Raw genomic sequence first — 12,544 nt, forward strand, 5'->3', positions numbered from 1 at the left:
TGTAAAATGGAACTTTGATCTTGGTGCTAATTCCGAGATTGTTTTAACTGTTGTTGCAAAAGTTGTTGATTATGGTAATTTAACCAATGTAGCTATTGTTAACGATAATAATGGTAAAGGTGACAATAAAACTGATAATTCCTCAGTATTTGTACCTGAATACACAATTATTAAAGTTGCAGACGACATTTATAAAGTATATTCAGTTGGTGAAGAAGTAACTTACACAATTGTAATAGCTAATACCAACGATATTAAAGGAAATAATGTTGTTGTAATGGACAAATTCGATGAACGCTTACAATTCATCAGTTCAACCGGTCCTAATGAAGATTTAAGCCACCTTGGCGAGAATAAGATTTACTGGACTTTCGATGAAATTGATGAAGGTGCTACTGTTGAATTCAATGTTACTTTCAAAGTAATTGGAGCTAATACAATTCCTAACACAGTATTTGTTAATAATGTTTCTGATACTGAAAACATTACTATTGTTAATTTAACTGTCAATAAGACTACTGTTGACGAAATTATTAACTACGATGGTATGGTTGAATTTATCCTTAATGTTACTAACCCTACTGATGGTATTGCACGTAATGTAACTATTACTGATGTTTTAGGTAATGGTTTAGAATTCCTCGATTCCAACTTTACTGCAAATATGACTGTTGTTGATAAACAAAAAGTCTACTGGATTGTAAATGTTCCTGCTGAAGGATTAGTAATTAAAGTACGTGCTACTGTTAAAGATTACGGCGTTTTAAACAACACTGTTTACGTTGATGATCATAACGGTGTCAAAAACAGTACTTCATTCGTAAAAGTTGCTAAATACGACATTGATAAAGAAGCAAACATAGATGACAAAAAATATTCACTTGGAGAACTTGTAGTTTACGAAATCATTGTTTCAAACGATAATAATATCGAAGGTAAAAACATTGAAGTAGTAGATATCTTCAATAACGCTCAGTTAGTATTTGTTAACTCAACTGGACCTAATGAAGATGCAAGTGGTAAAGATAATGGTATTATCAAATGGACTATTCCGTCCATGGCTGCTGGAGAAGTATACAAATTCAAAGTAACCTTTGTTGTAATGGCTCCTGAAACTACCGTTATTTCCAATAATGTGAAAGTAAACAACGTAAATAGTACTGAAAACATTACTGTTGTCGGTGTTACTGTTGACAAGATTGTAAATGTAACTACTCCTAACTATGGTGAGTTAGTATCATTTGACATCGTCATTGGAAACGAATACAACACTGAAATCAGAAATGTAACAGTTATGGATATTTTATCCCCGGGTTTAGAATTTGTATCTACCAACTACACTGTTGGATTTAATAATGCTACTAAATCATGGAGTAACTTAACAATCGGTCCTGATGGATTAACCATTAATGTTATCTGTAAAGTTACTAAATATGGTGACTTAAACAACACTGTAAGTGTAAATGACAATAATGGTGTATCAGATAATAAAACTGACATTGCAGAAGTATATGTTCCTGAAATCACTGTTAATAAATATGCTATAAATAAAACATACATCATTGGTGATGAAATAACCTATACTATAACTGTTATTGGTGACAATAACACTGATGCAAATAAGGTTTTAGTAACCGATTACTTACCTGCTGAGTTAATTAATATTGAGACAGATGGTGTATACGATAAAGATAAACACATAATCACTTGGATTATCGATATTCCAGCTGGTGAATCTATTAATTTAACTGTTAAAGGTAAATTAAACGGAAGTGGCTTAATTGATAACAAAGTCACTGTCGGAAATCACACAGCTAATAAAACAATCTTTGTCGAAGACCTTTGTGATGTTGAAATCACTATAGATGCTCCTAAAGAACCTGTTAAAGTTGGAGAACCATTTGAAGTTATTGTTACTGTAACAAACCATGGTCCTTCTACTGCTAAGGATGTTGTTGCAACCTTAGACATTAAAGGTTCATACATATTACAAAAATATGATCCATCTAAAGGTGTATTCACTAATGTCTGGACTATTGGGGACTTGGCATGCAATGAAACTGTTGTACTTAGATTAACTTTAATCGCAACAGCTCCTGGTGAGATTACTATCTCAGCTAATGTAACTACTACAACTAATGAGTCAGATTATACAAACAATAATGCTTCTGCAGCAGTTGTTGCAATCCAAAGCAACAATAATGATACTCCTTATAATCCACATAATGTGGCAAATAAAGGAGCTATGTATGCTACAGGAAATCCATTGTTAGCTTTATTAGTTGTATTATTATGCATTCCAGTACTTAGAAGAAAAGAATAACTAATTCTTTTCTTTTTTTAAATGAAACACTATAAGGGGCATTTATCTTTGTATAAATGTCACTTATTTTTTTTTAACTAATTTTTAGGTAATGTTTTAGTATCATTTTAATTGAATTTTCATACTTTTAAAATGATGTTTGTAATAATTCTATTTATTTTACTTTGATGTAGTTGCCATATTATGTAATGGTCACTAATTTTTAATAATTTAGAAATGATACAGCTGTATATCAACTATCTTAATCATTCAATTTTCATCAAAAATAGTGCTGTAATGTGATTAAAAAAACACTTAATTCACTTTTTAACAAGATGTATTATAATGTGTGAAAATTCTAAAAAATTAGATAAATTGGATTTTTTTGGCCAATTAATCTTTAACTTTATTAATATTGAAGAATATAATTATTTATATTATTAATTAATAGGAGTTTTTATTAATGACAATCGAAAAAGATGCTGAAGATATTATTGAAAAATTCTCAAAAATTTTAGAAGATATTCCAGATTCAGATGAAACCTGGTACATTACTGATAATTTAAATTTAACTCGTGAGGATAAATCTCAAGCAAAGAACCCTGAAAAAATTTTAAGAAATGCAAAAATTGACAAAGAAGGAAATCTCATAGTTAAAAAAGCAGATTGGACTAATTAAGAGGGGATTTAAATGAGGATAGATTTAGTTCTCGAACTTTTAGATGCTCCAGGACAATTGGTTAAAGCATTAGAACCAATTAGTAATTATGGTGCTAATCTAGTAACTGTTATCCATAAAAGGGACTACAAAAATGATAATGGTAACGTTCCAGTTCAGCTCACAATTGAAGGCGAACAGGAAAACCTTAAAGACATTGTAAATAAGTATGAAGAGATTGGATTTTCCATTATCGAAATGGATGGTGTTGTTAAAAAAGAAAAAATTACTACAATTCTTTTTGGCCATATTGTTGATCAGGATTTAAGAGACACAATGGATAAAATCAACGACCTTGAAGGTATTTCCATTGTTGCATTTGATATTAAATTGAATGGTGAAGAAAAATCCACCGCATTGATTAATATTGAAGCAGATGTTGGTTTAAAACAAAAAGTATTTGATAGAATTGGACAAATTGCGAAAGAAAAAGAATTACTAGTGATTAATGAAGTTTAAGTGATAATATGGATGAATGTAAAGTCATTATCATGGGATTTGGTTCAGTAGGTCAAGGGGTGGCTAACGCAATTTCCATGAAGAAGGATTTAATTAAAGATAAAACTGGAGTAGACATTAAAGTTGTTGCTGCAGCTGATTCATCTTCATCTGCAATCTCACAAGACGGATTAGATGAAGAGTTACTTGTTAAAACTAAAAAAGAAGAAGGAAAATTATCAGCATATCCTGAATTCGGTTCAGATAAAAATGGTGTAGATGTCTTGGATGCTGTTGAATATGATTGTCTTATAGAAGCAACTCCTACCAATATCGTAGATGCTGAACCTGCACTCTCATTAACATATAAAGCGTTTGAACAAGGAAAAGATGTTGTAACTTCAAACAAAGGACATTTAGCTCTCAAATTTAGAGAAGTTGTTGATGCGGCTGAAAAAGCAGGTGTAGAATTCAAATATGAGGCTACTGTTGGTGGATCAATGCCTATTATTAATTTCACAAAAGAAACCTTAGCATCATGTGAAATTAAATCAATTAAAGGTATCTTAAACGGAACTACCAATTATATATTATCAAGAATGACCTCTGAAGGTTCAGAGTATGATGTTATTCTTAGAGAATCTCAGGAATTAGGAATTGCTGAAACTGATCCTACACAGGACGTAGAAGGTATTGATGCAGCTTGTAAAACAGTAATTCTTGCAAATGCTCTTTTAGGAATTGATGCAACTTACAGTGATGTTAAAGTTGAAGGAATCTCCAATATCAATTCTCAAGCTATTGAATTAGCTAAAAAGGACGATTACTTAATTAAGTTAATAGCTGAAGTATCTCCTGATAATTTACAAGTATCTCCACGTTTAGTTAAAAGAGGAAGTTCCTACGATGTAAGTGGAACTTTAAACATGGCTACAATCAAAACAGATTTGGCTGACGAGGTATCTGTAAGCGGGCTTGGAGCAGGATCACTTGAAACTGCTTCTGCAATGTTGACTGATTTAATTAGTATTTTAAAAAATAAAAACTAATTAAATAACTTTTTTACTTTTTTTTGATAATATGAAATATGTAATTTTTATTTTAGATGGTTCTAGTGACCTTCCACTAGATGAACTTGATGGTAAAACTCCTCTAATAGTAGCTAACACTCCAAACATTGATAAAATAGCTAAAACTGGTTGTGGTGGTTTAACAAATAACGTTCCTGACGGATACACACCAGGTTCTGATGTAGCTAATATGAGTATTTTCGGATACAACCCTGCAGATTACTATACTGGAAGAGGACCATTGGAAGCAGGAAGTGTAGGAATTGATACTACTCCATGTGATGTAATATTTAGATGCAACACCATCTTTGAAAAAGACGGAAAAATGGAAGACTTCAATGCAGGTCATATCACAACTCCTGAAGCTGATGTATTAATTAAAGGATTAAATGAGTACTTCCAGGAAAAATACCCTGGATTTAAAGGTAAATTCTACACTGGAATCAGTTACAGACATTTATTTGTATATTCATGTGACAGTGTTGAAGATGCTGAAATCTTAGCAAATATAAAAACAATGCCTCCTCACGATATTTCCGGAGAAAATCTCGTTGATAATTTATTTGGAGACTGTGAACTTGCACAAGAAATCCAAAATATCATGTTTGAGTCAAAAGAATTCTTAGAATCTCAGGAAGTTAACCAAAAAAGAGAAATTCCAGCAAACATGGTATGGTTATGGGGACAAGGTGTAACTCCAAAATTACCAAGTTTCAAAGAGACTTATGGTCTTGATGCAGCAGTAATTACTGGTGTTGACTTACTTAAAGGAATTGGAGTATTTGCAGGAATGGAAATTGTTGATGTGCCTGGAGCTACCGGATTTTTCGACACTGATTATGAATCAAAAGGAAAATGCGGAATTGAAGCATTAAAAAACAATGATGTCTTATTTATCCACATTGAAGCACCTGATGAAGCAGGTCATGCCCAACTTCTCGATGAAAAAGTTAAAGCTATTGAACAAATCGATAAATTCATCGTAGGACCAATTGTGGAAAGCTTAGAAGGAGAAGACTTCAAAGTAGCAATTTTACCAGACCATCCAACTCCAATCGATGTTGGAACCCACACACGTGATGATGTTCCTGTTATTATGTATTCATCTGACAAATCCGCAGATGAATGTGAAGGATTTAACGAAGTAGCAGTATTGGATGGATGTATTGCTAAAAAAGAAGGTTACAAATTAATGCAAAGATTAATTGACGGAGATTTTTAAAATGAAAGTTTTATTAGTTAACGGAAGTCCAAATAAACAAGGTTGTACCTACACTGCATTATCTGAAGTTGCAAAAACATTAAACGAGTATGATATTGAAACAGAAATATTCTGGATTAAAACAAAACCAATAACTGGTTGTATTGCTTGTTTAAAATGTGGTGAATTAGGCAAATGTACTTTTGACAATGATGTTGTAAACGAATTCGTCGAAAAAGCATATGAGGCAGATGCATTCGTATTTGGATCTCCTGTTTATTATGCAAGTGCTAACGGTTCAATGGTATCCTTTTTAGACAGAGCATTTTACTCCAACTCTCATGGAACTGGTGGGGAAGCTTTCAAACACAAACCAGGAGCAGTAATCTGTTCTGCAAGAAGAGGTGGAACAACTGCAACCTATGATCAATTGATTAAATACTTAGGAATCTCACAAATGCCTATTATTTCATCATTCTATTGGAATATGGTTCACGGAAACACTCCAGAGGAAGTCCTTCAAGATGAAGAAGGATTAGGAACTATGAGACAATTAGCACACAACATGGCATTTTTCTTACAATGTCTTGAAGAAGGTGCTAAAAACGGTTTAACTGTTAAAGAAGAACCAAAACCTCGTACAAACTTTATAAGATAAATTATGAATATTTTCAAAACTCCTGAAGGATATTTATATTCAAATAAAGCATTACTTGCTTTATTTATTCCTATTTTAATCGAATATACTTTAGTGTAGGATTTGCAGATTCAATAATGGTTGCATCACTTGGTGAGGCTGCAATTTCAGGAGTTTCTCTAGTTGATTTTTTAATGCAAATCCTTATTTTTTCATTTTCTGCTCTTGCAACAGGTGGTGCAGTAGTAGCAGGACAATACTTGGGAAATAAACAAATTGACCATGCTCGTCAGTCTGTTACTAAGCTATTCTGGTTTTCAACAATTGTATCTATTGTAATAATGGTCGTTGTTATTATTTTAAGACAATATATGGTTGGATTGCTGTTTGGTCAAATTGAAGCTGACGTTTGGATGAATGCAGATAAATACTTGTTTGTTGTTGCTTTATCAATTCCATTTATAGCCATTTACAATGCGGCAGCAGCAATATTTAGAACAACAAACAATGCTTATTTACCAATGAAAATACTTCTTGTTTGCGATATATTGAATCTGATTGGTAATGCATTTTGCATTTACTATTTGGGATGGGATGTTTTAGGTGTTGCAATTCCAACAGTAATTTCAAGAGCATTAGCTGCTTTGGTACTGTTATATTTTGCAGTTGATAAAAACTATAAACTGCATATTAAAAGAACTTTAAGGTATAAATTTGATAGTATAATGCTTAAAAAAGTTTTACAAGTAGGTATTCCTTATGGTATTGAAAATGGATTGTTTCAAGTAGGAAAGGTTTTTGTTTTAAGTTTGATTTCAACTTTTAGAACTGTTTCAATAGCTGCAAATTCTGTAGGTCATGCAATCGCAGTATTTTCAGTTCTACCTGGGTTTGTAATCAATTTGGAATAACTACTGTAATTTCAAAATGTGTAGGTGCTAATGATATAATCAGGCTAAATATTATAATAAAAAATGTTTATTGATAGTTGTTATTGCTAATTGTATAGTTAATTTGGTTATTTTTGCAATATTGCCTTTAATTTTAAGAGTTTATAATTTATCTGCTCAAACAACAGATTTGATATTACAAATGGTTATCTGGCATGAAATTTTTGCTATTATCATATGGCCTCTTGCATTTACACTACCTGCTACATTTAGGGGTGCTGGAGATTCAAAATCTGTAATGTACATTAGTTTAATTGTAATGTTTTTTTGTAGAATTGTTCTTTCATATGCACTTGCTTACTGGATGGGAATAGGTGTATTTGGAACATGGATTGCGATGTTTATCGACTGGTATGCAAGAGCAGCAATTTTTATTTGCAGATATTTTTCAGGTAAATGGATGGAATATAGGGTGATTTAGCGAAATTTTAATTAGAAAAAACTTAGTATTTTAAATAAGAAATTATTATTTATAGGTGATTAGATGGTATTATTTAGAGGAGATATCAAATGTAAAAGCTTACAAAGACGTACATCAATTAGTGTAATACTGCCTGCAGACAATATTCATTTTTTAAATGATTCTGAGGATATTGTGCCTAAACCATATAAGACACTCTATTTGCTTCATGGACTGTATGGTAGTGATGATATATTCCTTGCTAATACTTCTATTCAAAAATTCGCAGAAGATCATGGAATAGCTATTGTAATTCCATGTGGTGAAAATAGCTTTTATGTAGATAATAAAAATGCTCATGCTTATTATGGAGAATATGTTGGCCAGGAGCTATTGGATATTACAAGAAACATTTTTCCACTTTCAACTAAAAGAGAAGACACCTATATTGCAGGTTTTTCAATGGGTGGATATGGAGCTATTAGAAATGGTCTTAAATACTCTAAAAACTTCTCAAAAATTGGAATGATTTCAGCAGCACTAATTACTGATGATATTGTTCACTATGCAGATGACAGCAATGTCTTAAAATCAAAATCATTTTATGAATCATGCTTTGGTGATTTGGATAAAGTTAAAAATTCTGATATGGATCCAAAATACCTGATTGAAAATACAGATAATATTCCAGATATTTTCATGGCATGTGGCAGTGATGATTTCTTATTTGATAAAAACGTTGGATTTTGCGAATTTTTAAAATCAAAAGATATTGATGTAGAATTCATACAATCTCCAGGTGAACATACCTGGGAGTTTTGTGACAAACATGTTAAAGAATTTATAAAAACATTAAATTTAAAATAATCTGATTTTTATAGAATTTTCAGATTAAAATAAAATTTTTATATATCATAAGGAACTAATGTATAATATAAGTTTTATTTATGGAGAGGATTTTTCTGACAAAGTATATTATTATAACTGGTGGGGTAGTTAGTTCCATAGGTAAGGGTATTACCTCTGCATCTATGGGTAGAATTTTAAGATCATATGGTTTAAACGTTTCAGCTATTAAAATAGACCCATATTTAAACTGGGATTCTGGAACACTCAATCCATACCAACACGGTGAAGTATTTGTAACTAGTGACGGAATGGAAACTGATTTAGACCTTGGTCACTACGAAAGGTTCTTAGACGTCGAGCTTAAAGGATTAGCTAATATTACTACTGGTAAAGTTTATGAATCTGTTATTGCTAAAGAAAGAGAAGGCGGATACTTAGGAGAATGTGTCCAAGTTATTCCACACATTACTAATCGTATTAAGGAAATGATTAGAGAAAACTCTGAAAGTGCTGATTATGACGTTGTTTTAGTCGAACTTGGTGGTACTGTCGGAGATATTGAAAGTCAACCTTTCCTCGAAGCATTAAGACAACTCAGAAACGAGGAAGGTCGCGATAATGTTATGTTTGTCCATGTTACATTTATTCCCTACCTAGATGCAGCTGGAGAATTCAAAACAAAACCTACTCAACACTCTACTAAGGAATTAAGAAGTGTTGGTATTAATCCTGATGTTATAGTATGCAGATCTCAAGAACCAATTGATGATGGTTTAAGAGGAAAAATCGCTCATTTCTGTGATGTGGACTTTGAAGCAGTTGTTAACACTCCTGATGCTAGTACCATTTATGAAGTTCCTTTAGTTTTAGATGAACACAATATTGGTGATTTAATTGTTAAAAGAATTGGTTTGGATGTAAAAGCAGACTCTTCTAAATTAAATGAATGGAGAGAAGTTGTAAAATCATTAAAAACCAAAGAACCAGTTGTAAACATTGGTATTGTAGGTAAATATGTAGAACTTGAAGATTCCTACATCAGTATCAGAGAATCATTACTTCATGCAGCTGCAAGCATTGGTGTTAAAGCTAAAATCAAATACTTCAGTTCGGATGTTGAAAAATTAGATATTGATGCAATGTCTGAATTAGATGGTATCTTAATCCCTGGAGGATTCGGAGAACGTGGTTTTGAAGGTAAATTAGATGCTATTGATTATGCAATTGAAAACAATGTGCCTTTGTTCGGAATCTGTCTTGGTATGCAATCTATGGTGACTCAATTTGCAAGAAGAAATGGTTATCCTGGTGCAAACAGTTCAGAATTTGATGATAATTTAGAATTCCCGGTTATTGATATGATGGAAGAGCAAAAGAAAATCAAAAACATGGGAGGAACAATGCGTTTAGGATCCTATGATTGTAAAATCATTGAAGGTACCAAAACCTATGATGCATATGGTGAAATTGATATCAAAGAACGTCACAGACACAGATATGAATTCAACAATGATTATAGGGATGATTTACAAGAAAAAGGTTTGATTATTTCTGGAACAAGTCCTGATGATTTCTTGGTAGAAATTGTAGAATTACCAAATCATCCATGGGCTGTTGGTTGTCAATTCCATCCTGAATTTAAATCAAGACCTAATAGGCCTCATCCATTATTCAAAGCATTTTTAGAAGCTATTTATGAGTATTCTAAAAATTAGCTTTTTCTTTTTTTCTTTTATTTTATATTTTAATATCAATTTTACGAGTTTATTTTCTATCTAATTAATATTATTTGAGGTTAAATAATATTATCATGATTGTTAATGCCATTTTTTTAATTCAAATTATTATTACAGTTTTATTTTCCATTTTGGCAGCATTTTATGATATAAAGAGTAATATTGTTCCTGATAAATTAAATTATACTTTGATATTTTTTGGATTAATTTCAAATTTGATTTTATCAATTATTTCAAATAATATTAAATACATTTTAGCTTCATTTATTTCAATGTTTCTTACATATGTTATAACATATATGCTATGGAAATTAAAAATGTGGGGTGGTGGTGATGTAAAATTATTCACTGCTATTGCTACAGTAATACCATCTGGTCTTAATATTAACTTTTTGAATATTTTTCCACAGTTATCAGTATATCCGTTCTCGTTTAGTGTAATTGTCAATAGTATTCTGGTGTCATTTCCATTTCTGGTAATTTTTGTTACACATTTAATATTCAGAAATAAAATATTTGGGGATAATATTGATTTTCTTGTCAATGTTTTCAATATTGAAAGTTTGAAATATATAAAAAATTCAACTTTGAATAAACTGATTTCTGTTAATGATTTAAAAGAAGGAATGATAGTCAATGATTATTATTTCAACAATGAGTATATCATTAAACTTTTAAGTGCTGAAAATGGTAATTTGGAGATTTATAAATCAAATCGTGATGATTTTAGATACTACTTTAAATCTCAGAGTGCCGGAGGATTAACTGCAGGGGAAGTTTGGCAGCTTAAGATTATGAATTCTCAGAATATAATTTCAGACAACATTTCTATCAAAATGGCTTTTCCATTTGCTCCGGCGATACTATTAGGATTGTTAATTACAGTATTTTATGGTGATTTAATGATGATATTTATAAAGAATATATTTCTGGTGATTTGATGATTGGGGATAATCATGGTCAGATTTCTTTGGAATATTTATTGATTTTCACTGTTTCATTGATTATTCTACTAATTTTTACATTGTCTCTTGCTGAAAACTCAATTAAAGATACATTGGATGTTTCTGATTCTTTGGATGTAAAATCAGATTTATCAAAAATAGCTAATGCAATCAAACAGGTCTATGGTGAAGGTCAGGGATCAAAACAAACCATTAAACTTAACTGCAAAAACAAAATTAAGGTAAATATTCAGGATAACTGTATTTCAACTAGTTTCAAACTTAATGATAATTCAAAAAAAGAGGTAAAAGAATATGCATTATCAAATATTAAAAAAACATCCATAACATTAAATAATGGTGAAAATGTAATAATTGTGGAATGGCCCATAAATTCCGAAAACATGCTGATTTACAGGGTATAATTTTTATTATACAAAATTATTTTAACTATTTTATTTAAATATAGTATTAAATAATTGAATAGGTGAATTTATGAATATAATAACTACAATTATTTACCTCGTTTTGTTTATAATAATGATGGTATTTGTTTTTTCAATTGGAATGTTAAAACAGTACATGCCTAAAAAAGAGGTAATATTAGTAATTCTTGTAGCTTTTTTAATTGGTTCAATTGGTGGCGCATTTTTCCTTGATCCGATTTATGATGAGTTGCCAAATGTTGTGAGTGTAATTGAAAAGAGTATGCCAAATAATGAGGAAACATTATATTTGGATTTGTCTTCTTCAATAAATATTGATGAATTAAAAGATAAATTATCTTCAATGAATGGATTCAAGTCATTTGATGAAAATTCGGTTACTATACCGTTGTGGACATTCAATGAGCGAGAACATGATTACTTTGAAGGAATTGTTGGGAATATTGATTCACATTATGGAAATTATAATGTTACTAAATCTGAGATCCAAATATCTCTTAAAGATAACTACACTTCAACTCAAGCTTTAAAATCTTTCTCTGATTGGTATAAATTAGTTTATGGAGATACAATATCTTATGCACAGGTTCATGCAGTTTTAGTTGTGGATTCATCTTCTCTAGATTCATTTGAACAGGTTTTACTTGAAAAAGGTATTGTTGCTTCAAAAATAGATGGTCCGGTTCAAGATAATGTAAACACTACTAACTCTTCAATGTTGTCCAATACAGAATTTACATTAGTCTGTGGTGGTATTGGAGTAGTTGTAGCGATTATGGGTATTTATATTGACTCTGTTGTTCCTGCATATAGGAAATTTAGAAAATTCTTAAGAGAAAAACGTAGACGGTAA

The 12,544-nt window shown here is 31.0% G+C and carries 13 protein-coding genes; all 13 read left to right on the forward strand.

The window, feature by feature from the left end; genetic code table 11:
* Positions 1-2,323, forward strand: a 2,323-nt coding sequence (locus MR875_00315) for a DUF11 domain-containing protein (protein MCI6993297.1), incomplete at its 5' end; no start/stop codon positions are given.
* A 442-nt stretch (positions 2,324-2,765) separates the two neighbouring features.
* On the forward strand, positions 2,766-2,981 hold the full coding sequence (gatC, locus tag MR875_00320; GenBank protein ID MCI6993298.1) for an Asp-tRNA(Asn) amidotransferase subunit GatC: 216 nt from the start codon (positions 2,766-2,768) through the stop codon (positions 2,979-2,981).
* Between the two features lie 12 nt (positions 2,982-2,993).
* Positions 2,994-3,479, forward strand: coding sequence for an amino acid-binding protein (locus MR875_00325; GenBank protein ID MCI6993299.1), 486 nt, complete (start codon positions 2,994-2,996; stop codon positions 3,477-3,479).
* A gap of 8 nt (positions 3,480-3,487) precedes the next feature.
* Positions 3,488-4,507, forward strand: a complete 1,020-nt coding sequence (locus MR875_00330; protein MCI6993300.1) for a homoserine dehydrogenase — start codon at positions 3,488-3,490, stop codon at positions 4,505-4,507.
* Positions 4,508-4,538: 31 nt separating this feature from the next.
* Positions 4,539-5,750 carry a cofactor-independent phosphoglycerate mutase gene (locus MR875_00335; GenBank protein MCI6993301.1) on the forward strand — a complete coding sequence of 404 codons (1,212 nt, stop codon included), beginning with the start codon at positions 4,539-4,541 and terminating at the stop codon, positions 5,748-5,750.
* Between the two features lies 1 nt (position 5,751).
* Positions 5,752-6,387, forward strand: a complete 636-nt coding sequence (locus MR875_00340; protein ID MCI6993302.1) for a flavodoxin family protein — start codon at positions 5,752-5,754, stop codon at positions 6,385-6,387.
* Positions 6,388-6,503: 116 nt separating this feature from the next.
* Positions 6,504-7,277, forward strand: coding sequence for an MATE family efflux transporter (locus MR875_00345; protein ID MCI6993303.1), 774 nt, complete (start codon positions 6,504-6,506; stop codon positions 7,275-7,277).
* A 70-nt stretch (positions 7,278-7,347) separates the two neighbouring features.
* A complete protein-coding gene (locus MR875_00350; protein MCI6993304.1) occupies positions 7,348-7,737 on the forward strand; it encodes a hypothetical protein in 390 nt (129 codons plus the stop codon).
* A 63-nt stretch (positions 7,738-7,800) separates the two neighbouring features.
* A complete protein-coding gene (locus MR875_00355) occupies positions 7,801-8,583 on the forward strand; it encodes an alpha/beta hydrolase-fold protein (GenBank protein ID MCI6993305.1) in 783 nt (260 codons plus the stop codon).
* Between the two features lie 80 nt (positions 8,584-8,663).
* On the forward strand, positions 8,664-10,280 hold the full coding sequence (locus tag MR875_00360; GenBank protein ID MCI6993306.1) for a CTP synthase: 1,617 nt from the start codon (positions 8,664-8,666) through the stop codon (positions 10,278-10,280).
* Positions 10,281-10,432: 152 nt separating this feature from the next.
* On the forward strand, positions 10,433-11,242 hold the full coding sequence (locus MR875_00365) for an A24 family peptidase (GenBank protein ID MCI6993307.1): 810 nt from the start codon (positions 10,433-10,435) through the stop codon (positions 11,240-11,242).
* Complete coding sequence (locus MR875_00370) at positions 11,242-11,670, forward strand: class III signal peptide-containing protein (protein ID MCI6993308.1); 429 nt, start codon at positions 11,242-11,244, stop codon at positions 11,668-11,670. Before MR875_00365 ends, MR875_00370 begins: the two co-directional genes overlap by 1 nt.
* A 70-nt stretch (positions 11,671-11,740) precedes the next feature.
* A complete protein-coding gene (locus MR875_00375) occupies positions 11,741-12,544 on the forward strand; it encodes a hypothetical protein (protein MCI6993309.1) in 804 nt (267 codons plus the stop codon).

This window comes from Methanobrevibacter sp., from assembly GCA_022775905.1.
In the GTDB taxonomy this organism is placed as follows: domain Archaea; phylum Methanobacteriota; class Methanobacteria; order Methanobacteriales; family Methanobacteriaceae; genus Methanocatella.

What these genes read in the sequence shown, in the direction of transcription:
- gatC (MCI6993298.1), top strand. Translation starts at nt 2,766, where the DNA reads ATGACAATCGAAAAAGATGCTGAAGATATTATTGAAAAATTCTCAAAA.
- MR875_00325 (MCI6993299.1), top strand. Translation starts at nt 2,994, where the DNA reads ATGAGGATAGATTTAGTTCTCGAACTTTTAGATGCTCCAGGACAATTG.
- MR875_00330 (MCI6993300.1), top strand. Translation starts at nt 3,488, where the DNA reads ATGGATGAATGTAAAGTCATTATCATGGGATTTGGTTCAGTAGGTCAA.
- MR875_00335 (MCI6993301.1), top strand. Translation starts at nt 4,539, where the DNA reads ATGAAATATGTAATTTTTATTTTAGATGGTTCTAGTGACCTTCCACTA.
- MR875_00340 (MCI6993302.1), top strand. Translation starts at nt 5,752, where the DNA reads ATGAAAGTTTTATTAGTTAACGGAAGTCCAAATAAACAAGGTTGTACC.
- MR875_00345 (MCI6993303.1), top strand. Translation starts at nt 6,504, where the DNA reads ATGGTTGCATCACTTGGTGAGGCTGCAATTTCAGGAGTTTCTCTAGTT.
- MR875_00355 (MCI6993305.1), top strand. Translation starts at nt 7,801, where the DNA reads ATGGTATTATTTAGAGGAGATATCAAATGTAAAAGCTTACAAAGACGT.
- MR875_00360 (MCI6993306.1), top strand. Translation starts at nt 8,664, where the DNA reads ATGGAGAGGATTTTTCTGACAAAGTATATTATTATAACTGGTGGGGTA.
- MR875_00370 (MCI6993308.1), top strand. Translation starts at nt 11,242, where the DNA reads ATGATTGGGGATAATCATGGTCAGATTTCTTTGGAATATTTATTGATT.
- MR875_00375 (MCI6993309.1), top strand. Translation starts at nt 11,741, where the DNA reads ATGAATATAATAACTACAATTATTTACCTCGTTTTGTTTATAATAATG.